The sequence below is a fragment of the Pseudonocardia xishanensis genome, from assembly GCF_039541715.1.
GTDB classification, from domain to species: Bacteria; Actinomycetota; Actinomycetes; order Mycobacteriales; family Pseudonocardiaceae; genus Pseudonocardia; species Pseudonocardia xishanensis.
The window spans coordinates 121,444-143,294 of sequence record NZ_BAABGT010000069.1 but is presented as its reverse complement, the minus strand read 5'-3'; the positions used below and the strand labels follow the sequence as shown (position 1 = coordinate 143,294).

Annotated in this window: 25 protein-coding genes; 14 read left to right on the top strand and 11 right to left on the bottom strand. The window is 73.5% G+C overall.

Going from position 1 to position 21,851, the window contains the following annotated elements; translation table 11 throughout:
- Positions 1-83 precede the first annotated feature (83 nt).
- A complete protein-coding gene (locus ABD993_RS22585; protein WP_345421886.1) occupies positions 84-1,283 on the top strand; it encodes an MFS transporter in 1,200 nt (399 codons plus the stop codon).
- Here ABD993_RS22585 and ABD993_RS22580 read toward each other — a convergent pair.
- Positions 1,273-1,716 (bottom strand): MarR family winged helix-turn-helix transcriptional regulator, encoded by a 444-nt coding sequence (locus tag ABD993_RS22580; RefSeq protein WP_345421883.1) that lies wholly within the window; start codon positions 1,714-1,716, stop codon positions 1,273-1,275. The two genes, ABD993_RS22585 and ABD993_RS22580, sit on opposite strands and share 11 nt — an antisense overlap.
- A gap of 60 nt (positions 1,717-1,776) precedes the next feature.
- Here ABD993_RS22580 and ABD993_RS22575 point away from each other — a divergent pair, with 60 nt between their 5' ends.
- Complete coding sequence (locus ABD993_RS22575) at positions 1,777-2,142, top strand: cupin domain-containing protein (protein WP_345421880.1); 366 nt, start codon at positions 1,777-1,779, stop codon at positions 2,140-2,142.
- Positions 2,143-2,216: 74 nt separating this feature from the next.
- Here ABD993_RS22575 and ABD993_RS22570 read toward each other — a convergent pair whose 3' ends face one another.
- The 10 genes from ABD993_RS22570 to ABD993_RS22525 all read right to left on the bottom strand — a co-directional run bounded on the left by ABD993_RS22570 (position 2,217) and on the right by ABD993_RS22525 (position 10,623).
- A complete protein-coding gene (locus ABD993_RS22570) occupies positions 2,217-2,621 on the bottom strand; it encodes a DoxX family protein (protein WP_345421877.1) in 405 nt (134 codons plus the stop codon).
- 77 nt (positions 2,622-2,698) lie between these two features.
- Positions 2,699-3,133 (bottom strand): GNAT family N-acetyltransferase, encoded by a 435-nt coding sequence (locus ABD993_RS22565; RefSeq protein ID WP_345421874.1) that lies wholly within the window; start codon positions 3,131-3,133, stop codon positions 2,699-2,701.
- A gap of 28 nt (positions 3,134-3,161) precedes the next feature.
- On the bottom strand, positions 3,162-3,761 hold the full coding sequence (locus tag ABD993_RS22560; RefSeq protein WP_345421871.1) for a TetR/AcrR family transcriptional regulator: 600 nt from the start codon (positions 3,759-3,761) through the stop codon (positions 3,162-3,164).
- 26 nt (positions 3,762-3,787) lie between these two features.
- Positions 3,788-3,979, bottom strand: coding sequence for a ferredoxin (locus tag ABD993_RS22555; RefSeq protein ID WP_345421868.1), 192 nt, complete (start codon positions 3,977-3,979; stop codon positions 3,788-3,790).
- Positions 3,976-5,220, bottom strand: coding sequence for a cytochrome P450 (locus ABD993_RS22550; RefSeq protein ID WP_345421865.1), 1,245 nt, complete (start codon positions 5,218-5,220; stop codon positions 3,976-3,978). Before ABD993_RS22550 ends, ABD993_RS22555 begins: the two co-directional genes overlap by 4 nt.
- A 36-nt stretch (positions 5,221-5,256) precedes the next feature.
- A complete protein-coding gene (locus ABD993_RS22545) occupies positions 5,257-5,826 on the bottom strand; it encodes a DinB family protein (protein ID WP_345421862.1) in 570 nt (189 codons plus the stop codon).
- A 61-nt stretch (positions 5,827-5,887) separates the two neighbouring features.
- The gene (locus tag ABD993_RS22540; protein ID WP_345421859.1) at positions 5,888-7,225 is read right to left on the bottom strand and encodes a (Fe-S)-binding protein; all 1,338 of its coding nucleotides are present in this window, start codon (positions 7,223-7,225) and stop codon (positions 5,888-5,890) included.
- A complete protein-coding gene (locus ABD993_RS22535; RefSeq protein WP_345421856.1) occupies positions 7,226-8,320 on the bottom strand; it encodes an FAD-binding oxidoreductase in 1,095 nt (364 codons plus the stop codon).
- Positions 8,317-9,771, bottom strand: a complete 1,455-nt coding sequence (locus ABD993_RS22530; protein ID WP_345421853.1) for an FAD-binding oxidoreductase — start codon at positions 9,769-9,771, stop codon at positions 8,317-8,319. The genes ABD993_RS22535 and ABD993_RS22530 overlap by 4 nt, the downstream gene beginning before the upstream one ends.
- Positions 9,772-9,864: 93 nt before the next feature.
- The gene (locus ABD993_RS22525) at positions 9,865-10,623 is read right to left on the bottom strand and encodes an IclR family transcriptional regulator (RefSeq protein WP_345421850.1); all 759 of its coding nucleotides are present in this window, start codon (positions 10,621-10,623) and stop codon (positions 9,865-9,867) included.
- Between the two features lie 82 nt (positions 10,624-10,705).
- Between ABD993_RS22525 and ABD993_RS22520 the strand changes: the two genes are divergently transcribed.
- From ABD993_RS22520 to ABD993_RS22465, 12 genes are all read left to right on the top strand, one after another.
- Positions 10,706-12,826 (top strand): malate synthase G, encoded by a 2,121-nt coding sequence (locus ABD993_RS22520; RefSeq protein WP_345421847.1) that lies wholly within the window; start codon positions 10,706-10,708, stop codon positions 12,824-12,826.
- 49 nt (positions 12,827-12,875) lie between these two features.
- Entirely contained in the window at positions 12,876-14,066 is a 1,191-nt protein-coding gene (locus tag ABD993_RS22515) for an MFS transporter (protein WP_345421845.1), read from the top strand.
- Positions 14,063-14,323 (top strand): hypothetical protein, encoded by a 261-nt coding sequence (locus ABD993_RS22510; RefSeq protein ID WP_345421842.1) that lies wholly within the window; start codon positions 14,063-14,065, stop codon positions 14,321-14,323. Before ABD993_RS22515 ends, ABD993_RS22510 begins: the two co-directional genes overlap by 4 nt.
- A gap of 132 nt (positions 14,324-14,455) precedes the next feature.
- Positions 14,456-16,792: a hydrogen gas-evolving membrane-bound hydrogenase subunit E gene (gene mbhE / locus ABD993_RS22505; RefSeq protein WP_345421839.1), complete on the top strand. Its 2,337-nt coding sequence runs from the start codon at positions 14,456-14,458 to the stop codon at positions 16,790-16,792.
- A complete protein-coding gene (locus ABD993_RS22500; RefSeq protein WP_345421836.1) occupies positions 16,789-17,343 on the top strand; it encodes an MnhB domain-containing protein in 555 nt (184 codons plus the stop codon). Before mbhE ends, ABD993_RS22500 begins: the two co-directional genes overlap by 4 nt.
- Positions 17,340-17,807, top strand: a complete 468-nt coding sequence (locus ABD993_RS22495) for a Na(+)/H(+) antiporter subunit C (RefSeq protein WP_345421834.1) — start codon at positions 17,340-17,342, stop codon at positions 17,805-17,807. Before ABD993_RS22500 ends, ABD993_RS22495 begins: the two co-directional genes overlap by 4 nt.
- Positions 17,804-19,321 (top strand): Na+/H+ antiporter subunit D, encoded by a 1,518-nt coding sequence (locus tag ABD993_RS22490; protein ID WP_345421832.1) that lies wholly within the window; start codon positions 17,804-17,806, stop codon positions 19,319-19,321. Before ABD993_RS22495 ends, ABD993_RS22490 begins: the two co-directional genes overlap by 4 nt.
- On the top strand, positions 19,318-19,821 hold the full coding sequence (locus tag ABD993_RS22485) for a Na+/H+ antiporter subunit E (RefSeq protein ID WP_345421829.1): 504 nt from the start codon (positions 19,318-19,320) through the stop codon (positions 19,819-19,821). Before ABD993_RS22490 ends, ABD993_RS22485 begins: the two co-directional genes overlap by 4 nt.
- Positions 19,818-20,084 (top strand): monovalent cation/H+ antiporter complex subunit F, encoded by a 267-nt coding sequence (locus tag ABD993_RS22480; protein WP_345421826.1) that lies wholly within the window; start codon positions 19,818-19,820, stop codon positions 20,082-20,084. The genes ABD993_RS22485 and ABD993_RS22480 overlap by 4 nt, the downstream gene beginning before the upstream one ends.
- On the top strand, positions 20,066-20,455 hold the full coding sequence (gene mnhG / locus ABD993_RS22475) for a monovalent cation/H(+) antiporter subunit G (protein ID WP_425569099.1): 390 nt from the start codon (positions 20,066-20,068) through the stop codon (positions 20,453-20,455). Before ABD993_RS22480 ends, mnhG begins: the two co-directional genes overlap by 19 nt.
- Positions 20,456-20,464: 9 nt before the next feature.
- Positions 20,465-20,989, top strand: a complete 525-nt coding sequence (locus ABD993_RS22470) for a gamma carbonic anhydrase family protein (RefSeq protein ID WP_345421823.1) — start codon at positions 20,465-20,467, stop codon at positions 20,987-20,989.
- Positions 20,989-21,669: a uracil-DNA glycosylase gene (locus ABD993_RS22465; RefSeq protein WP_345421820.1), complete on the top strand. Its 681-nt coding sequence runs from the start codon at positions 20,989-20,991 to the stop codon at positions 21,667-21,669. Before ABD993_RS22470 ends, ABD993_RS22465 begins: the two co-directional genes overlap by 1 nt.
- The last annotated feature ends 182 nt before the right edge of the window (positions 21,670-21,851 follow it).

Below are 21,851 nucleotides of genomic sequence, written 5' to 3'. Positions count from 1 at the left end.
GTTTCCGCGGGTCGGAAGCCGCGCTGACAGACCGCGCGCACACCCTCATACTCCGGCGATCCGGACACCGAGGAGGGTGTGCCATGACAGCGACGTCGGGGGCTACCACCGGGACACGGGCGGGGTGGGTCGCCCCGCTCTGCTGGTCCGCGGTGGCGTTGGAGGGCTTCGACCTGGTGGTGCTCGGCGTGGTGCTGCCGTCGCTGCTGCGTGACCCGGCGTGGGGGCTGACCCCGGGGACGGCCTCGCTGATCTCGGTCGTCGGTCTGCTCGGGGTGATGGTGGGGGCGCTGACGGTCGGTCCGCTGACCGACCGGTTCGGCAGGCGGCGGATGATGATCTGGACGGTCCTGTCCTTCTCCGTGCTCACCCTGCTCTGCGCGTTCGCGCCCGGCCCCGTGTGGTTCGGGGCGCTGCGGTTCCTGGCGGGTCTCGGCCTCGGCGGGGTGCTGCCGGTCGCGATCGCGATGGTCAACGAGTTCGCCGGGGACGGGCGTGGCGGCGCCGCGACGACCACGCTGATGACCGGCTACCACGTGGGCGCCGTGCTGACCGCGCTGCTCGGCATCCTGGTGATCCCCACCTGGGGCTGGCGGGCGATGTTCGTCATCGGCGCGCTGCCCGCCCTCGCGCTGGTGCCGCTGGTCCGGGCGCGGCTGCCCGAGTCCGTCCCGGCCGAGCGGGTCGCCGGCCGCAACCCCGTCTCGACGCTGTTCTCGCGGGGCTACCTGCGCGCGACGATCGCCTTCTGGGTCAGCTCCTTCATGGGGCTGCTACTGGTCTACGGGCTGAACACCTGGCTTCCGGAGATCATGCGGTCCGCGGGCTACGAGCTCGGCGCCGCGCTCGCGCTGCTGCTCACGCTCAACGTCGGCGCCGTGCTCGGGCTGCTGCTGGCCGGTCGGGTGGCCGACCGGATCGGGGTGCGCACGGCGGTGATCGCGTGGTTCGCCGCGGCGGCGGTGTTCCTGGCGCTGCTGTCCATCCGGCTGCCGGGGATCGGGGTGTACGTGTCGGTGCTGCTCGCCGGGGTGTTCGTGTTCAGCTCGCAGGTGCTCGTCTACGCCTTCGTCAGCCGCCGGTACCCGGCCGCCGTCCGGGCGACGGCACTGGGCGGGGCCTCGGGGATCGGGCGGCTCGGCGCGATCTGCGGCCCGCTCGTCGGGGGTGCGCTGCTCGGCGCCGGGATCGCGTACCCGTGGGGCTTCTACGCGTTCGCGCTGGTCGCGGCGGTGGGCGCGGTGGCCGTGGCGTTCGTGGGTCGCGAGACCGTCAGCGACTGAACCAGGACGGGGCGTCGAGGCGGGGCCTGCCCGCAACCCTGGTCAGGGCCTCCTCGACGGTCCGTACCGTCTCCTCGCCGAGCTCCGCGGCCCACTCCCCGCGGAGCTCGGCGAAGATCGCGGCGGAGCGGGCGAGCATCTCGCGGCCCGGGGCCGTGGGGCGCACGACGACGCGGCGCGCGTCCGCGGGGTCCGCCGCCCGCTCCACGTAGCCCGCCGCCTCGAGGCCCGCGACCGTCTTGGCGGCGGCCTGCTTGCTCACCCCGAGGGCGCGACCGAGGTCCGCCGCGGTGGTGCCGGGCCCGATCGCCTGCAGGGCGAACCCGTGCATCGGGCGGGCCTGCGGATGGCCCTGCTCGGCGAGCCGCTCGTGGAGCCGGTCGACCAACGTCTGGAAGCCCGCCAGCAGCAGCAGGGGCAGAGCGGTTGACATCAGTCGACAACCGGGTTCACTATTTCGACAACCATATTGTCGAACGTACCGGAGATCGCCGTGACCGTCGTCCGCCGCGCCGAGCAGCGCACCCACGAGACCCCGAACGCCGTGATGACCACCCTCGCCTCCCCGAGCCTCGGCGGCGCGGGGCAGTCCCTGTGGCAGGTCCGGATGCGGGCCGGGCAGGTGGGCCCGGAGCACGTGATGGACCGCGAGCAGGTGTGGACCGTCGTGGAGGGGACGATGACCGTCGAGCCGTTCGAGGCGCTGGCGGCGGGGGACACGGTGGTGCTCCCCGCCGGCGTCACGCGGCGGATCGTCGCGGGCCCCGCCGGGGTGACCGCGCTGGTCACCGGGGCGGGCGACGGTCGAGCCCTGCTCCCGGACGGGACGGACCGCGGCATCCCGGACTGGATCGCCTGAGCGCGCACCCCCGGTGATCCACAATCGGGGAGCGGGGCGGTCGATCGGCGACCGTCCCGCTCCCCACGGCTGGATCACGGTCGGCGACGGCGGCGGAACACGGCGGTGATCTCCGTGCGGCGGGCCCACGCGACGACGGCCATCAGCAGGCCGATGATCACGGGGGTGTACCAGTACGCGTGCACCACGGTGACCTGCACGACCGTCGCGCCGATCAGCAGAGCCACGAAGCAGGTCGCCGCGAGCCCGGCCACGAGCGGGACCAGCAGCCCGATTCCGCCCGCCACCTCGCACAGCCCGATCGCGTAGCGCAGCCACTGGCCCGCCCCGACCTGGTCGAAGATCTGCACCGCGCTCGCCTCGCCGAACAGCTTCGGCAGCCCGGAGCCGACGGCGAGGAACAGACCCAGCACGACCTGCAGCGCACACAGCGCGATGCGGGCGGGGGAACGGGTGGTGGAGACGGTCGTGGCGGTCATGGCGGGGGTCCCTCCGTGGGGGCTCGGCGTCGCGTGCCGAGCCGGTCGGAGGGGGAGACCGGGGTCGGCCCCGGAACTCATCTCCCCGCGAGCAGGCGCTCCGGATCGGCGTCGGTCTCCCACACGGTCGCGTCCGCGGGGCGGAAGCCGAACCGCTGGTAGAGGCCCTCGGCGTCCTTCGTGTGCAGCACCCAGCGCATGCCGGGGCCGCCCGCGAGCATGTGCTCCACCAGCGCGACGCCGAGACCGTGGCCGCGCACCGACTCGTCCACCCAGACGTCCGCCAGGTAGGCGAAGGACACGCCGTCGGACACCGCGCGGGCCGAACCGAGCAAGCGGTCACCGCGGTAGAGCCCGACCACGCGCCAGGCGGCGTCGAACTGGCGTTCCAGGTGCTCACGGTGTCGCCAGCGGCCCCAGTAGGCCTGGGTGGACAGCCAGGCCCAGGCGGCCGCGCGGTCCACCCGGGCGGGGTCGTCGTCGATCTCGAACTCGTCGATCGTGCGCTTCACGCCCGCACCCTCGCAGGCGCACCCGGGCTCAGGCGAGCAGATTCCCGGGTGCAGGCGGCGGCAGCGGCGGGCCGCCCGGGCGCAGGCCCGCCAGCAGCAGGGCCAGCGCGCGGCGACGGTCCGCGCCCGCGGGGTCGCCCTCGTGCACCGCCGCCAGCGCCATGATCAGGACCGCGCCGAGGTCGCGCACCGTGGCATCCGGCCGGACGCCGCCCGCCTCCTGGGCGGCCGCCAGCACCGCGGCCAGCCGCCCGAGGAAGCCCTGGACCGGCCCGACGCCCAGCGGACCCGCCTCGCGGGCCGCCCGCACCAGGGCGCGGTGCTCGGCCAGTACCTCCACGGTGGCCGCCAACGCCGTGGCCAGCTCCGCCGTCGGATCGGGACCGGGCGGGCCCACCAGCGGCTCGATCTGCTCGGTGACGAAGGTGGCCAACACCTCGGTCATCAACCCGCGGCGGCCACCGAAGAGCCGGTACAGAGTGGCCTCGGCGACTCCGGCCCGGTCGGCCAGCTCCTCCAGCCGCACCGGGCCGCCGCCCTCGCCGAGCGCGTCGATGGCCACCCGGACGATCCGCTCGGCGTTGCGCCGGGCGTCCGCCCGGCGCGGGGGCCCGGGCCGGGTGTGCACGGATCGCACCCTATCGGGCGAACCGGTCAGCCGTCGGTGATCGACAGTGCGCCCGACGGGCAGAGCGCGACGGCCTGCCGCACCGCCTCGTCCACCTCCGGATCCTCGGTGACCAGCACGACGATCCCCTCGTCGTCCTGGTCGAACACCTCCGCGGCCGTCATCACGCACATCCCTGCGCCGATGCACGTCCCGCGGTCCGCCCGCAGCTCGCTCATACTTCTGCTCCCCAGGTCACGGGCAGGGTCTCCATGCCGTACACCACGGTGAACGAGCGGAACCGCTCCTCGGTCGAGGCCACCCGCAGGTCCGGGAACCGCTGCAGCAGTGCCGGGAACGCGATCCGCATCTCCATCCGCGCCAGCGGAGCGCCGAGACAGTGGTGCACGCCGTGGCCGAAGGCCAGGTGCCCCGGCGCCCCGTGCGCGACGTCCAACCGGTCGCCCGCCTCGTGTGCCCGCGGGTCCCGGTTGGCGGCGGGCAGCGACAGCGCGACCAGGTCTCCCGCCGCGAGCGGGGTGCCCGCGATCTCGGTGTCCTCCGTGACGGTCTTGACCACGCCGGAGTGCACGATCGACAGCCACCGCAGCAGCTCCTCGACCGCGGGCACCACCGCGTCGGGGTCCTCGCGGACGCGGGCGAGCTGCTCCGGGTGCTGGAGCAGCGCGAGGGTGCCCAGGCCGAGCATGTTCGACGTGGTCTCGTGCCCGGCGACGAGCAGCAGCCCGGCGATGCCGACCAGCTCGTCCGTGGTGAGCTCGTCCCCGTGCTCCCGGACGAGCATGCCCAGCAGCGCGTCCCCGGGATCGGCCTGCTCCCGCGCGACCAGCTCCGCCATGTACCGGCGAGAGGCCTGCTGCATGCGCATCCGCTCCTCGACCGGGCGCGAGACGTCCAGCAGTGAGGCGGTGCGGGCCTGGAAGTCCGCGCGGTCCTCGAACGGCACGCCCAGCAGCTCGCAGATGACCAGCGACGGCACGGGCAGGGCGAAGTCGGCGACGAGGTCCGCGGGCGGACCCGTGCGCTCCATCGCGTCCAGGTGCTCGGTCACGATCTCGTGGACCCGCGGCTCCAGGCGCTGCATCCGCCTGCCGGTGAACTCCGGCATGAGCATGCGGCGCAGCCGAGTGTGCTCCGGCGGATCGAGCAGCAGGAGGTTGCCCGCCCGCATGCGCGCGATCTCCTCCGGGCTGCGCCGGTCCCGGCCGACGAACACCGTCTGGCCCGCGTTGCTGAACCGCGCGGCGTCCCCCAGTACCTCCCGGACGTCCTCGTGCCGGGTGACCAGCCACATCTCGTGCCCGAAGGTGCCCCGCACCCTGGTGACGGCCGGGCCCTCGCGGACCGCGGCGAGCTCGGGCGCGGGAGCGAAACGGTCCCGGCGCATGTGCAGTGGCAGATCGTCCAGCGTGAGGGGCGCTGAGGTGGGCGCTGTGGTGGGCGCTGAGGTCTCGGTCATTCGGCCTCCCCGATCGGCGGTACCGAGAGCTGACTCTCACATAACGCGCCGACTTTCGTTGGAGTTCCGGTGGAGATCGCGCAGCAGGAGCATCTCCGCGCAGTGGTGGATGACCTCGCGGTGGATGTGCAGCACCAGGGTGGTCATCGGGTACTCGGCGTACGGCCCCTCGGCGGGCCCGACCGGGCGGGCCAGCGCCTCGTCGTCCAGCCCGGCGACGCCCTCGATCCACCCCGCGTACGCGTCCTCCAGCTGTGCCAGGCCCGCCGCGGCCGTGCCCGCGTACTCGTGGGACTCGTAGGAGGAGGGCGGGCCGCCGAAGTGCGAGGCCGTCCGCGCGCCCAACACGCCGACGATCACGTGCGCCATCCGCCACGCGATCGTCGTGACCGGCGGCGGATCGGGCTCGGGGAAGGCGAAGTCGATCCGGAAGTCACCCGTGCCGAAGGGGCTCGCCTCCGGCGACCCGGCCGGGCGGATCGACCAGCCCGGCGCGGGCTCCCAGAGGTACTCCTCGTCCGTGAGCCCGGCCAGCTTCGGCCGCACCAGCCCCTCCCAGTGGAAGGTGAGCTGCTCGACCAGTTCGGTCGTGAGCGTGCGCATCATGCCCCGGGACCGTAGCCCCGTGCGCGGTCGGTGGCCCTGACCGCCGTCCGCGCACGGGCGTCTAGTTCCGGGGCACGTCCACGTTGCGGATGCTCGCGTCGAGGAGCTGGACCGGGTGCAGCAGCGGGAGGTCCCGGCCGAGGTGCTTGCCGATCTGCAGCAGGCAGCCGGGGTTGGCGGTCACCACGATCTCCGGGGCCACCGAGCGCACGTTCTCCGCCTTGCGGGCCCCCAGCTCGTCCGCCGCCTCCGGGTTGATCATGTTGTAGATGCCCGCGGAGCCGCAGCACAGCGCGGCCTCGGGGATGTCGACGAGCTCCAGCTCGGGGATGCTGCGCAGCACGGCCCGCGGCTGCTCCCGGACACCCTGGGCGTGCCCGAGGTGGCAGGCGTCGTGGTAGGCCACGCGCCTGCGGACCGGCGACCGGGGCGCGACGGGCCCGGCCTCGGCGAGCACCTCGGAGACGTCTCGGACCGAGTCGGAGAAGGCCTTCGCCCGGGCGGCCCACGCGGGGTCGTCGGCGAGCAGGTGGCCGTAGTCCTTCATGGACGATCCGCACCCCGCGACGTTCGCGACGACGTGGTCGACACCGAGTCCCTCGAAGGTCGCGATGGTCCGCCGCGCCCGCGCGAGCGCCGGGTCCTCGCGGCCCGCGTGCAGCTCCAGCGCGCCGCAACACTGCTGGTCACGGGGCACGACGACGTCGAACCCCTCCGCCGTGAGCACCCGCACGGTGGCCTCGTTGACGCGGTGGAAGAACACGTCCTGCACGCAGCCGGACAGCAGCGCGACCCGGCCGCGGCGCTCGCCGACGGCGGCGGTGTGCTCGGGCAGCCGCGCGAACGCCTCGCGCACGGTGACCGGCGGCAGCAGCGACTCCATCGCCGCGAGGCGGCCGGGCAGCTTCGCCGCGAGCCTGCGGATCGCGGGCACCGTGGCGAGCTTCTGGTAGAGCGCCCCGGGCAGCGCGGCCGCGCGCAGCCGCCGCCTGTAGGGGAACAGCGCGAAGATCGCCTCGCGGAACAGCCGGTCCGGGGTGGACCGTTCGACGTGCCGCTCCAGCTGGGGTCGCACGGACTCGAGCAGCTTGTCGTACTGCACGCCCGAGGGGCACGCCGTCACGCAGGCCATGCAGCCCAGACAGGCGTCGATGTGCTCGTGGAGCGGGCCCTCGAGCCCGATCTCGCCCTTCTCGGCCAGGTCCATCAGGTAGATCCGGCCGCGCGGGGAGTCCATCTCCTCGCCCCACAGCTGGTAGGTGGGGCAGGTGGGCAGGCAGAAGCCGCAGTGGACGCAGTCGTCCAGCAGCTCGCGCTGGGGCGGGTGGTGGTCGTCGAACGCGCTGGGGCCCGTCCGCGGCAGGTTGGTGTCCGCGGAGCCTGCGGGGGTCGTGCTCACTCAGATCTCCCAGGGGTCGAAGCGGCCGGGACCGAGCCTGCGGTCCGGGTCGAACTGCTGCGTGACGGCGCGGAGCACGGCCACCGCGCTGGGCGGCGGACCCCAGGCGGGGGCGTCGAGCCCGGAGACGGGCCGGGTGCGCAGCACGCTGGTCCCGCCGACGGCGTGCACGGCCTCGTGGGCCTCGCCGACCGAGCCGACCGGCACCGACACGGTGGCCACCCCGGTGCCGAGGCCCGCGGTGACGGTGCCGACGGGGAGCCGGTCCAGCAGGCCGGGCAGCAGGCTCGGCCGCACCCCGATCCGCAGGACGGCCTCGCCGGACCGCCCGCGGGTCAGCTCCGCGTGCTCGGCCCACGGGTCGGCGTCGGCCACGGTGCCGCCGACGAGGGCCGTGAGTCGGTCCAGCCGCGTGGGCAGCGCCTCGTCGGTGGAGTCGATCCGGACGAGCAGCCGTCCGCTGGACAGCCACTCCACCGCCGTCGGTTCCAGCTGCGACTCGAACAGAGTGCCCGCCAACCGGGCGGCCTCGGCCAGCGGGCACTCGACCACGACCGTCCCGACGGCCGCGGGGATCGGGTGCAGCCGCAGCACGACCTCGCACAGCACGCCGAGGGTGCCGTAGGAGCCGTGGACCAGCTTCGAGACGTCGAACCCGGCCACGTTCTTGATGACGTGCCCACCGGACCGGACCATCGAGCCGTCGGACAGCAGGGTGGTGGTCCCGATGACGAGATCCCGCAGCGAGCCGTGGACCAGCGCGGACGGTCCCGCGTCGGCCGTGGCGACGAGCCCGCCGACGGTCGCGCCCTCGCCGACCCTGGCCGCGTCGAACGAGACGTGCTGGCCGTGCTCGGCCAGCTCGGACTGCAGCTCCCGCAGGGGGGTCCCGGCCCGCACCGAGACCGTCATGTCGCCGGGGTTGTGGGTGATCACGCCGCGCAGCCCGGTGGTGTGGAGCTCGGACGCGACCGGTCCGAGCCGTCCGGCCCAGTCCGCGGCCGTCCCGGCCCCGACGATCGCGACGGGGCCCGCGGTGTCCAGTATCGCCTCGCGCGCCTCGGCCGGCGACGTCGGCTTCAGTGCGGTCCTCATAGCCGCTCGATCACTCCCGCCTCCTCCAGGGGGTGCGCCCGGTACTTCCCGGGCCGCTCCCCGCACAGCCGCGGCGTGGGCAGGACCTTGCCCGGGTTGCAGATCCCGGTCGGGTCGAACGCCTCCCGCACCCGTCCCATGACGGCGAGGTCCTCCTCGCCGAACATCTTCGGCATCGAGCACGCCTTGTCCGTGCCGATGCCGTGCTCGCCGGACAGCGACCCGCCCAACTCGACGCACAGCTCGGCGATCGCGCCGGACAGCTCCTCGGCGCGCTCGGTCTCACCCGCCGCCGCGCTGTAGAGCACCAGCGGGTGCAGGTTGCCGTCCCCGGCGTGGAAGACGTTGGCGACGCGCAGCCCGGCCTCGTCTCCCATGTCCGCGATGCGCTGCAGCACCTCGGCCAGCCGGGTCCGCGGGACCACGCCGTCCTGCACGAAGTAGTCCGGCGAGATCCGGCCCACCGCGGCGAATGCCGCCTTGCGGCCCCGCCAGATCGCCGCCCGCTCCTCCGCCGAGCCCGCGATGTGCAGCCGGGTGCAGCCGTGCCGGTCGCAGATCTCCTTCACCTGCGCGAACTCGCTGTCGCACTGCTCGATCGGGCCGTCCAGCTCCACGACCAGCGCCGCGGGCGTGCCGACGGTGTACCCGGCGTGCACGGCCTCCTCGGCGGCCTCGATGGCGAGCGTGTCCATCATCTCGACGGCCGCGGGCACGATCCCGGCCGCCACGATGTCGCTGACCACCTCGCCCGCCTTCGCGATGGACGGGAAGTCCGCCAGCAGCGTCCGGACGGTCTCCGGGGTGCGCAGCAGCCGCACGGTCACCGACGTGACGATCCCGAGCGTGCCCTCCGAGCCGAGGACCACCCCGCGCAGGTCCGGGCCCTGCTGCTCGCCGGTGTCCCCGCCCAGGGTGACCTCCGACCCGTCCGGCAGGACCACGTCGAGGGACCACACGTGGTTGGTGGTGAACCCGTACTTCAGGCAGTGCGCGCCGCCGGAGTTCTCCGCCACGTTCCCGCCGATGGTGCAGACCTGCTGGGAGCTGGGGTCCGGCGCGTAGTAGAGCCCGTGCTGCGCGACGGCCGCGGTGATCTCCAGGTTCGTCACCCCCGGCTCGACGACCGCGCGCCGGTTCTCGACGTCCACCTCCCGGATCGACTTGAGCCGGGACAGCGAGATCACGACACCGTCCGCCACGGGCAGCGCCCCGCCGGACAGCCCGGTGCCCGCCCCGCGCGCGACGAACGGCACCCCGTTGCGGTGGCAGGCCTTCACCGCCCGCGCGACCCCGGCCGCGTCCCGTGGGAGGAGCACGATCTCGGGGCGGACGCGGTAGCCGGTCAGGCCGTCGCACTCGTAGGCGCGGGTGCGGACCGGATCGTCGACGACCTCGTCGGGAGCCAGGGCCGCGGTGATCGCGGCCCGGGCGACGGGATCGAGAGGCATCGGTGACCTCCTCGTGGTGGGAACGGGATGAGCGTAGGACGGGACGGGCGCGCCGGCTGTCTCAACGCTGGAACCACGGTCGGGACGGAGGCGTCAGGCCGTGGCCAGCAGGGCTCCGAGGCGCCTGCCCGCCGCGACGACGAGGGGGGCGATCCGGGCGACCGTGGAGTCGTCCATCCGCGAGGACGGGCCGGAGACCGACACCGCCGCCGAGCCCGGCCCGACGACGGGGCCCGCGACGCAGCGGACGCCGGTCTCCTGCTCGCCCTCGTCCAGCACGTAGCCGCGGGCCCGGCCCGCCTCCAGCTCGGCGGCGAACGCGGCGGGATCGGTGATCGTGGTGGGGGTGACCGCGGGCAGGCCCGTGCGCGCGACGATCGCGGCCGACTCCGCGGCGGGCAGCGCGGAGAGCAGGGCCTTGCCCACCCCCGTGCAGTGCACCGGCACCCGGCGGCCGATCTCGGTGAACATCCGGACGGAGTGCGGGGACGGGACCTGGGCGACGTAGACGGCCTGGTCGCCGTCCAGCACCGCGAGGTTGGCCGTCTCGCCGATCTGTGCGACCAGCTCCGTGAGGACCGGCTGCGCCCACCGCCCGAACTGGCGCGCCGCGGTCTCCCCGAGCCCGACGAGCTTGGGCCCCAGCGTGTACCGCCGCGACGGCAGCTGCCGCAGGTACCCGAGGTCGACCAGCGTGCGGACGAGTCGGTGGCTGGTCCCGGGCGCCAGTCCCGTGGCCGAGGCGATCTCGGAGAGCCCGGCCTCGCCGCCCAGCTCGGCCAGCGACTCCAGCACCCCGAAGGCCCGCGCGAGGGACTGGACACCTCCGGAACGGGGTATGTCGGTGGTCACGGGAGATGACGATACATTCCATGATGCGGAAAAGCGACTCCATCTGGTAGAAAAGAGACCAGTCGCAACGAGAGGAATCCCGATGGCCCTGCAGGTCGACCCCCACCTTGAGGAGTTCGTCGAAGGGGAGCTGCTCGCCGGGCTGGACCTCACGCCCGAGGCGTTCTGGTCGGCGCTGGAGGACCTCCAGGCGCGGTTCGCCCCGCGGATCGGCGAGCTGCTCGCCCGTCGGGACGCGCTGCAGGAGCAGCTGGACACCTGGCACTCCACCCACGGCGCAGGCACCGCGGAGGAGTACGCCGCGCTGCTGACCGAGCTCGGCTACCTCCTGCCCGCCGACGAGCCCGTGTCGATCACCACGGAGAACGTCGACGCCGAGATCGCGGAGATCCCCGGCCCGCAGCTCGTCGTGCCCGCCACCGTGCCGCGCTACGCGCTCAACGCCGCGAACGCCCGCTGGGGCTCGCTGTACGACGCCTTCTACGGCACGGACGCGCTCCCCCGGGACAGCGTTTCCGGTAGGGAGCTCGCCAAGGGCTACGACGAGGAGCGCGGCGCCCAGGTCATCGCGGCCGCGGACGAGCTGCTGGACGAGCTGTTCCCGCTGGCGCAGGGCTCACACGCGGACGTCACGCGCTACACCGGGGACGCGAAGGGCTTCGTCGCCTACACCGGCGCGGGGGAGTCCGGCCTCGCCGACTCCGGCCAGTACGCCGGGTTCACCGAGACTGCGATCCTGTTGCGGCGCAACGGGTTGCACGTCGAGCTGACCCTCGACCCGTCGACCACGGTCGGGAAGCAGCACCACGCGGGCGTCTCGGACGTGGTGCTGGAGTCCGCGGTCACCGCGATCGTCGACCTGGAGGACTCGGTCGCCACCGTTGACGGCGAGGACAAGGCCGCCGCCTACCGCACCTGGCTGGGTCTGATGACCGGTGAGCTGGTCGCCGAGTTCCAGAAGGGCGGCAGGACCGTCACGCGGAGGGTCGCGGGGGACCGCGAGTACACCGGGGCGGACGGGGCGCCGCTGACCCTGCCCGGGCGGTCGCTGCTCCTGGTCCGCAACGTCGGGCACCACATGACCACCAACGCCGTCCTGGTCGACGGTGCGGAGATCGCCGAGGGCGTGCTGGACGCGCTGGTCACCGCGGCCGCCGCACAGTACGACCTGCAGGGGAAGGGTGCGTGGTCGAACTCGCGCACCGGGTCGATGTACATCGTCAAGCCCAAGCAGCACGGGCCGGACGAGGTGGCACTGACCGTCGAGCTGTTCGCGGCGGTGGAGGAGAAGCTCGGCCTGCCCGCGCGGACCCTCAAGATCGGGATCATGGACGAGGAGAAGCGCACCAGCGTGAACCTCGCCTCCGCGATCGCGGCCGCGGCGGACCGGGTGATCTTCGTGAACACCGGCTTCCTGGACCGCACCGGGGACGAGATCCACACCTGCTTCCTCGCGGGTCCGGTGGTCCGCAAGGGCGACATGAAGACCACGACCTGGCTGACCACCTACGAGGACCGCAACGTCGATGTCGCGCTCGCCTCCGGGTTCGCGCACACCGCCCAGATCGGCAAGGGGATGTGGGCCAAGCCCGCGGCGATGGCGGACATGCTGGAGCAGAAGGGCACGCAGCCGAAGCAGGGCGCCAACTGCGCCTGGGTGCCCTCTCCCACCGCGGCCACCCTGCACGCGCTGCACTACCTCCGCACGGACGTCCACGCCGTCCAGGCCGAGCTGGCCTCGCGCACGCCCGCGGACCGGGCGGACCTGCTCGCGCTGCCGCTGCTCGCCGAGCAGCTCACGCCCGAGCAGATCACCCACGAGCTGGAGACGAGCGCGCAGTCGATCCTGGGCTACGTCGTCCGCTGGGTGGGGCTGGGCATCGGCTGCTCCACGGTCCCGGACCTGGAGGGCGTCGGGCTGATGGAGGACCGCGCCACGCTGCGGATCTCCGCGCAGCTGCTGGCCAACTGGCTGCACCACGGCGTCATCGACGAGGCGACCGTCCGGGAGACCTTCGCCCGGCTGGCCACCCTGGTCGACGAGCAGAACGCGGGGGAGGCGGGCTACCCGCCCATGGCGAAGGACCTCGAGGGCAGCGAGAGCTTCCAGGCCGCGCTCGAGCTCGTCTTCACCGGGCGGTCCGAGCCGAACGGCTACACCGAGCGCGTCCTGACGACCTGGCGGCAGAAGGCGAAGGCCTGATCCTTCGGCCCCGGTCGAAGGCTCGCCGACGCAGAATTCCGGAGTGCACGTGAAGTCCTGGGCGCGGGTCGCGGCGGTGCTGTTCGCGATCGGCTACGGCGCCAACCAGTTCAGCCCGCTCATGGTCATGTACCGCGAGCAGGGCCACTACTCGCCGACGGTCGTGGCCGCCTTCTTCGGCGTCTACGTCGCCGGGCTCGTGCCCGGGCTGCTCGTGGGCGGGCCGCTCTCGGACCGCTACGGCCGCCGCGCGCTCCTGCTGCCCGCGGTGGCCGCGTCGGTCCCCGCGAGCGCGGTGCTGGCGCTCGGCGCGTTCTCCGAGTCCCTGCTGTTCACCGGACGGTTCCTGTTCGGGCTGGTCACGGGCGTCGCCATGGCCGTCGGGTCGACGTGGGTGAAGGAGCTCTCCCAGGCCCCCCACGACCCGGGGTCCGATCCCGCCGCGGGTGCCCGACGTGCCGCGCTGTCGCTGTCCGCGGGGTTCGGGGTGGGTCCGGCGATCGGCGGGGTGCTCGCGCAGTGGGCGCCGCTGCCGATGGAGCTGCCCTATGTGGCGCACATCCTGCTCACCGTCCCGGTGATCGTGCTGGTCGCCAGGGCGCCGGAGACGCTGCAGGCCCGCGTCGGGTCGCGCGGGTGGCTCGCCGACCTGCGGGTGCCCGCAGTGGCCCACCCCCGGTTCCGCGGGCTCGTGCTGCCCCTGGCGCCGTGGGTGTTCGCCGGTCCCGCACTGTCGTTCGCGGTGCAGCCGGCGGCGCTCGGGGCCGCGCGGACCGCGGGGTTCGGGCTGGTCTTCGCCACCCTGCTCACCGCCGTCACGCTGTCCGCGGGGGTCGGCATCCAGTCCGCCGCCCGCAGGCTCGACTCCCGCAACCCCCTCGCCGGGGGCAGGCTGGGCCTGGCGCTGATCACGGTCGGCGCGCTGGTGGCCGCCGCGACCGCGGTGAGCGGCTCGCTGGTGGTGGCGGTGGCCGCCGCGGCGGTCCTCGGCGCCGGGTTCGGGATCGCGCTGGTGTCGGGGCTGATCGAGGTCCAGCGGATCGCCCGGCCGGAGCAGCTCGCCGGGCTCACGGCCGTGTACTACTCGCTGACCTACGTCGGCTTCCTGCTGCCGGTCGTGCTGGCCCCGCTGGCCCCGCTCGTCGGGTACCCGATGCTGATCCTGCTGGTCGCGGGGCTGGCCGCGCTCTGTCTGGCCACCCTGGTCGTGGCCGGAGCGCGTCGTACGGTCGCGGCGTGATCCTGCAGGTCGTCCCGTTCGACCACCCCGACGCCCAGACCATGATCGCCGCGATCCAGCAGGAGATGGTGGTCCGCTACGGCGGCCCGGACGAGACCCCCGTCGACCCCCGACAGTTCGACCCGCCCGCGGGGCTGTTCCTCGTCGGGTACGTCGACGGCCGTCCGGTCGCCTCCGCGGCTGGCGGGCGCGCGACGGCGAACCCGGCGACCCGCGGCGAACCCGGCAGCCGCTGCTACTTCACGATCATTTCATGACCTCGCTCGGCGGCCGGTAGGGTGGTGTGCGGCGCTCTCGCGCCGACCCCGAGAAACCGTTACGACCCGACCGCCGCGCCGGGCCGCTCCCCGCAGCATGCGCGCCGCCGGTCACCACGCCACGGAGGTGCTGTGCTCGCGCTGGTCGTCGCCCATCTGGTGGTGGCAGCCCTGCTACCGCTGGTGTCGCGGCGCAGCCGGCGGGCCGCCTTCGGGGCCGCCGCGGTCCTGCCCGCCGCCACGCTCGTGTGGGGGCTGGCGAACCTCGGCGTCGCGCTCGGTCCGGGGCTGTCGGAGACCCATGTGTGGGCGAGCGCGCTGGACCTGGAGTTCGGCTTCCGGCTGGACGCGCTCGGCGTCGTCATGATCGTGCTGGTCGGCGGGCTCGGGGCGTTGATCCTGGCCTACAGCGCCTGGTACTTCGGCAGGGACAGCCGAGACGCCCCGCGGAACGCGGCGCTGCTGCTCGCCTTCGCCGGCGCGATGCTCGGCCTCGTCCTGGCGGACGACCTGCTCACCCTCTACCTGTTCTGGGAGCTGACGTCGATCGCGTCGTTCCTGCTGGTCGGGCAGGGGGGTCTGCACCGGGCCAACCGGCGCGCGGCGGTGCAGGCGCTGCTGGTCACGGTGATGGGCGGGCTCGCGATGCTGCTCGGCATCGTGATCGTGGGCGAGACCGCGGGGACCTACCGGATCTCCGCGCTCGTGGCCGCACCGCCCGCGGGCGGGCTCGCGGCGACCGGGATCGTGCTGGTCCTGGTCGGTGCGCTCACGAAGTCCGCGCAGTTCCCCTTCCATCCCTGGCTGCCCGGCGCGATGGCCGCACCCACGCCGGTGAGCGCGTACCTGCATGCGGCGTCGATGGTGAAGGCCGGAGTGGTGCTGGTCGGGCGGCTCTCGCCCGCGTTCGCGGACCGCGGCTACTGGTGGCTGCCGATCGCCGTCCTGGGGCTGGTCACGATGCTCGTCGGCGGCTGGCGCGCGCTGCACGAGACGGACCTGAAACGGCTCCTGGCCTTCGGGACCGTCTCGCAGCTGGGATTCCTGATGGTGCTGTTCGGCTCCGGCGACCGGATCGGCGAGATCGCCGCGCTCACCATGCTGCTGGCCCACGGGCTGTTCAAGGCGCCGCTGTTCATGGTGGTCGGGATCGTCGACAAGGTCACCGGGACCCGCGAGGTCGGTGCCCTGTCCGGGCTCGGGCGCAGGCTCCCGGGGCTGGCCGTCGCGGCCACGCTCGCGGCCGCGTCCATGGCGGGGATCCCGCTGCTGCTCGGCTTCCTGGGCAAGGAGGCGGCCTTCGAGGCGTTCGTGCACGACGGGAACTGGACCCTCGCGATCGGCCTGCTCGTCGGCTCGACCCTCACCGTCGCGTACTCCGCCCGGTTCCTGTGGGGCGCGTTCGCCACCAAGCCGGGCGTCGAGCAGACCGAGCCGACGCCCGCGGCCCCCGGCCTGCTGGCCCCGACCTGGATCGCCGCGCTGTCCGGGCTGGTGCTCGGCTGCGTCCCGCCGCTGGTGGACGCCCTGGCCCAGGACTACGCCGCGGTCTACCGGGCCGCGGACGCGGTCGAGGCGGACTACCACCTCGCCCTGTGGCACGGGCTGTCGCTGCCGCTGCTGTTCTCCGCGGTCGCGCTGCTCGTCGGGTTCGGGCTGCACGCCCAGCGCGCCCGGGTCACCGCCCTGCACGAGCGGCTGCACCACCCGCTGTCCGCCCAGCGCGGCTACGAGCGCACCATCGGCGGCATCGAGCGGTTCGCGGTGTGGGTGACCGGTCGTGTGCAGGCGGGCTCGCTGCCGGTCTACCTCGCGGTGCTGCTGCTCACGGTGCTGGTGCTGCCCGGGATCGCGCTGGTCACGGGCGGGACGCTGCCTGCGACGGTGCCCGCCTTCGGCTCGCTCATGCAGCTGCCGCTGGGGCTGGTGATCGTGGCCTCGGCCTTCGCGCTCACCCGCGTCCGGCGCCGGTTCACCGCGGTGTTGCTGGTCGGGGCCATCGGGTACTCCATCGGCGGGTTGTTCGTGGTGGACGGCGGGCCGGACCTCGCGCTGGCCCAGTTCCTGGTCGAGACGCTGACGATGGTCGCCTTCGTGTTCGTGCTGCGCAGGCTGCCCGCGCACTTCGAGTCCGATCCGCGCCCCCGCCGCGGGATCGAGCTGCGCAAGGCCGTGCTCGCGGGCGTCGCCGGGACCTTCGTGGCGGTCGCGGGCGTGGTGCTGTCCGGAGCCCGGCAGGCACCGCCCGCCGTCAGTGCGGAGTTCGTCGCGCGGTCCCCGGAGGCCGGTGCGGACAACGTGATCGCCGCGATCCTCGTCGACTTCCGGGCGCTGGACACCGTCGGCGAGATCACCGTGCTGCTGATCGCGGCCGCGGGCACGGCGAGCCTGGTGCTCGCCACCCGGTTCGACCGCCGGGACCGCGCCGGCGGCGGCAGCCCCGAGGCGGAGGAGGAGATGCTGCGGTGACCGCGACCCCCGAGAAGATCCCCTTCGAGCAGTGGGACGCCCCCGAGGGCGAGTGGACCCTGCCCGGCCGGTGCCCGGTGCGCACCAACCGCACCCTGCTCCTCGAGGCCGCGACCCGGTTCCTCTTCCCGACCGTGCTGGTGTTCTCGGTGTACCTGCTGATCGTGGGGCACTACGCCCCCGGCGGCGGGTTCTCCGGCGGGCTCACCGCCGGGCTGGCGTTCGTGCTGCGCTACATCGCAGGCGGCGGCTCCGAGGGGGCCGAGATCGGCTCGCGGCTGCGGCTGCGCCCGCCCACGCTGATGGGCACCGGACTGCTGCTGGCGATGGTGTCGGCGTTCGCCCCCGTCGCGTTCGGGCAGCCGGTGCTGACCAGCGCGAAGGTGTCCTTCCTCGGCGTCGAGGTGGTGTCCAGCCTGCTGCTGGACGTCGGGGTGTACCTGCTGATCATCGGCGTGGTGCTGGACCTGCTGCGGTCGCTCGGGAGCGGGATCGAGCGGGACGCCGCCGATGCCGCCGATGCCGGCGATGCCGAGGGGGCCGCGCCGTGACCACGATCAACATCGCCATGGCGGTGGTCCTGGCCGTGCTCTACTCCGTCGGCTTCTACCTGCTCCTGCAGCGCTCGCTGATGCGCATCCTGATCGGCATCGTGGTCCTCGGCCACGGCGCCAACCTGCTGCTGCAGCTGGCGGGCGGCCCGCCCGCGCGGGCGCCCGTGCTGGGCACCGCGCTGCCCGAGGAGTTCGCCGACCCGCTGCCCCAGGCGCTCGCGCTCACCGCGATCGTGATCACCTTCGCGCTCACCACGTACCTGCTCGCCCTGGGCTACCGCAGCTGGGTGCTGACCGGCCACGACGAGGTGCAGGACGACCTCGAGGACCGCCGCATCGCGGAGGCCGAGCGGCCGGACGGCTCGATGGAGGAGGACACCGAGGGCGCGGACGACGGCGAGGACCCGGGCTCCGCCGCGGCGTCCAACGAGCCCGCCGAGGCCGCGGAGAGCGCGCGATGAGCACCCTCGTCACGCTCCCGGTGCTGCTGCCGATCCTCGGCGCCGCACTGACCGTGATCTTCGCGCGGTCGGCGCGCGTGCAGCGGCTGATCGGCATCGTGGTGCTCACCGCGGTGTCGGCGGTGGCCGCGGTGCTCCTGGTGGCGGCGGACCGGACCGGACCGGTCGTCGTCGAGCTGGGGGGCTGGCCCGCGCCGGTCGGGATCGTGCTGGTGGCGGACCGGCTGTCCGCCCTGCTGCTGCTGATCTCCACCGTGGTCACGCTCGCGGTGCTGGTCTACGCCATCGACCAGCGGATCTCCGACTACGGCCGGGACACGGCCAGCACCACGTTCCACCCGATCTTCCTGCTGCTGTCGACGGGGGTGTCGCTGGCCTACCTGACCGGCGACCTGTTCAGCCTGTTCGTGGCGTTCGAGATCATGCTCGCGGCCTCGTACGTGCTGATCACGAGACGCACCAACGCCTCCCGGATCCGTTCCGGGATGACGTACGTGATCATCTCGCTCACGTCGTCGTTGCTGTTCCTCACCACGATCGCGCTGGTCTACGCCTCGACGGGCACCGTCAACCTGGCCGATCTCGCGGGCAGGGTCGCGGCGCTGCCGCCGGGGCTGCGGACCCTGCTGTCGATGCTCGTGATCGTCACCTTCGGGATCAAGGCGGCCATGGTGCCGCTGCACTTCTGGCTGCCGGACAGCTACCCGAACGCTCCCGCGCCGGTCACGGCCCTGTTCGCGGGCCTGCTGACCAAGGTCGGGATCTACGCGCTGCTGCGCACCCAGACCCTGGTGTTCCCGGGGGACGGGCCCAGCGCGGTCCTGCTGGTGCTGGCGGTGCTCACCATGGTCGTCGGCGCGCTGGGGGCGCTGGCGCAGAACGACCTCAACCGGCTGCTCTCCTTCCTGCTGGTCAGCCACATCGGGTTCATGCTCTTCGGGCTCGCCGTCCACGACCCGCACGGGGTGGCGGGCACCGCGCTCTACGTCGTGCACCACATCACGGTGCAGGCCACGTTGTTCCTGGTCAGCGGCCTGATCACGCGGCGGACCGGCACGGTGTCGATCGACCAGATGGGTGGGCTGGCCAAGCGCTCACCGGTCCTGGCGATCCTGTTCGCGGTCCCGGCGCTCACCCTGGCAGGCATCCCGCCGACCTCCGGGTTCGTGGCCAAGCTGGCGCTGCTGCAGGCGGGCGCCGGGGGGACGGTCGGCACGGCCGTCGTCGCCGGGTTCGTGGTGCTCGCCAGCCTGCTCACGCTGTGGGCGGTCGTGCGGGTGTGGCTGCGGGTGTTCTGGGGCGCGGAGAAGGAGCCGCTGCCGGACGCCGACCCCACGGACGAGCTCGTCGTCGGCACGGCGAAGACCTCCCAGCCGATGTACTGGGCCACCGCCTCGCTGATCGCGGTGAGCATCACCATCGCCGCGGCGGCGGGCCCGCTGTCCGCGGTCACCGAGCGGGCGGGCTCGGACCTCATCGCTCGGGTGCCCTACCTCGAGGCGGTGCTCGGATGACGCTGGTCAGGCGCTGGCCGCAGATCCTGTGGCTCACCATCGTGTGGGTCCTGCTGTGGGGGCGGGTCTCGCCCACGATCGTCGTCGGCGGGGTGCTCACCGCGGCGGTCGTGACGGCGTTGTTCCCACTGCCGCTGGCGGCGCGGCTGCCGCTGCGGCCCCGGCCCCTGCTGCAGCTGGTCGGGTTCCTGCTCATGGACCTCGTCCGCTCCGGCTGGCAGGTCTCCGTCGAGACGCTGCGCTACGGGCCCCGCTCGCGGGCCGGGATCGTCGCGGTCCCGCTGCTCACGGACTCCGAACGGATCATCACCGTGATCGCGGGCGCGGCGGCGCTGACTCCCGGGAGCTTCGTGCTGCAGATCGACCGGCCGGGCCGCCTGTTGTACGTGTACGCGCTCGGCCTGCGCAGCGCGGCGGACGCCGAGCAGGTCCGCGGGCAGATGCGCAGGCTGCAGGAGATCGTGATCGCCGCGGTCGGGGTGCGGGAGGAGGCGGCATGACGATCGTGTTCGCACTGGTCCTGGGCATGCTCAGCGCCGCGGCGCTGCTGACGGTGGCGCGCCTGCTCACGGGCCCCGGCACGCTGGACCGGATCGCCGCGCTGGACGTGTTCGTGGTGCTGATCGTGGCCGCGTCGGCGGTCTACATCGCCATCTACCGGGACGGGTCCACGGTGCCGCTGATCGCGGCCGTGGCGCTCGTCGGGTTCGTCGGGTCCGCCACCGCGGCCCGGCTCGTGGAGCGATGGGAGCGACACCGCTGATGCTTCGTGACGTCGTCTCGAGTGTGTTCCTGCTGCTCGGCGCGCTCTCCTGCCTGCTCGGCGCGCTCGGGCTGCTGCGGCTGCCGGACCTGCCCGCCCGGCTGCAGGCGGCGACCAAGCCGCAGACCCTCGGGCTGCTGCTCATCCTGATCGGCACCGCCGTGCGGCTGGAGTTCGAGAACGCCGCCACGCTGGTGCTGGTCATCCTGTTCCAGGCCGTCACCGCCCCGGTGATCTCGCAGATCGTGGCGCGCTCGGCCTACCGCACGGGCACCCTCGACCGGGACCTGTTGGTGGTGGACGAGCTGACCGCGCGCATGGACGCCGAGCGCGGTGACTCCGGCGGAACGGCGCCCGGGCACCGAAAGTAGTCTGCCGAGGTGCCTGTGTACGCGCTCGGAGATCTCGAACCGGACATCCATCCCACGGCCTACGTGCATCCGGACGCCGTCGTCATCGGGGACGTGCGGATCGGCGCGGAGTCCACGGTGTGGCCCACCGCGGTGCTCCGCGGGGACGACGGACACATCGTCGTGGGGGAGCGGTCGAGCATCCAGGACGGCACGATCATCCACACCACGCGGGACGTGCCCACGCTGATCGGCGACGAGGTGACCGTGGGCCACAACGTGCACATCGAGGCCGCGGACATCGCGGACCGGGCGCTCATCTCGTCCGGCTCGGTGGTGCTCAACGGGTCCACGATCGGCGAGGGCGCGGTCGTCGCGGCGGGCGCGGTCGTCTCGCCGAACGCCGTGGTCCCCGCCTATCGGATGGCGCTCGGGGTGCCCGCCCGGGTCCGCGAGGGCTTCGAGGTGGACCCGGGGCGGTACGAGTACGCGGTGAAGTCCTACGTGGAGCGCGGCAAGGTCTTCCGCGCGGGCCTGCGCAGGCTGGACGTCTGATGGCCGCCAAGCCGCTGACCGAGGTCGTCGAGGCGGGGTGGGCGCAGGCGCTGGAGCCCGTCGCGCCGGTCGTCTCGCAGATGGGCGAGTTCCTGCGGGCGGAGATCGCCGCCGGGCGCCGCTACCTGCCCTCCGGGGCGAACGTGCTGCGCGCCTTCCAGCAGCCGTTCGACGAGGTCCGGGTCCTGATCATGGGCCAGGACCCGTACCCCACGCCGGGCCACGCCGTCGGGCTGTCCTTCTCGGTGTCGCCGGAGACCCGTCCGGTACCGCGCTCGCTGGCGAACATCTACCGCGAGTACACCGAGGACCTCGGCTTCCCCACACCCTCCACCGGCGACCTCACGCCGTGGACCAAGCAGGGCGTGCTGCTGCTCAACAGGTGTCTCACCGTGGAGCCGGGGTCGCCCGGGTCGCACCGGGACAAGGGCTGGGAGGCGGTGACCGAGCAGGCCATCCGCGCGCTGGTCGAGCGGGACGCGGAGCCGTTGGTCGCGATCCTGTGGGGGCGAGACGCCCGCAACCTCGCCCCGCTCCTGGTGGACGTGCCGCTCATCGAGTCCGCCCACCCCAGTCCGATGTCCGCCGACCGTGGGTTCTTCGGCTCCCGACCGTTCTCGCGAGCCAACGATCTGCTCGAGGAGATCGGTGGGGAGCCGGTGGACTGGCGGCTTCCCTGAGTTCTGCTCCTCGGCACCGCGACGCCGACCACGGGGCGCCTCGACCAGACCCCGCACCCGCGCCCCGAACTCGGCCAGGGGTGGCGCCTCCACCTCGTACACACGGCGCGCGCCGAGGGGTACGACCGTGACCAGCCCGGACCGGGCGAGGGTCCGCAGGTGCTCGGTGGTCCGCGGCTGAC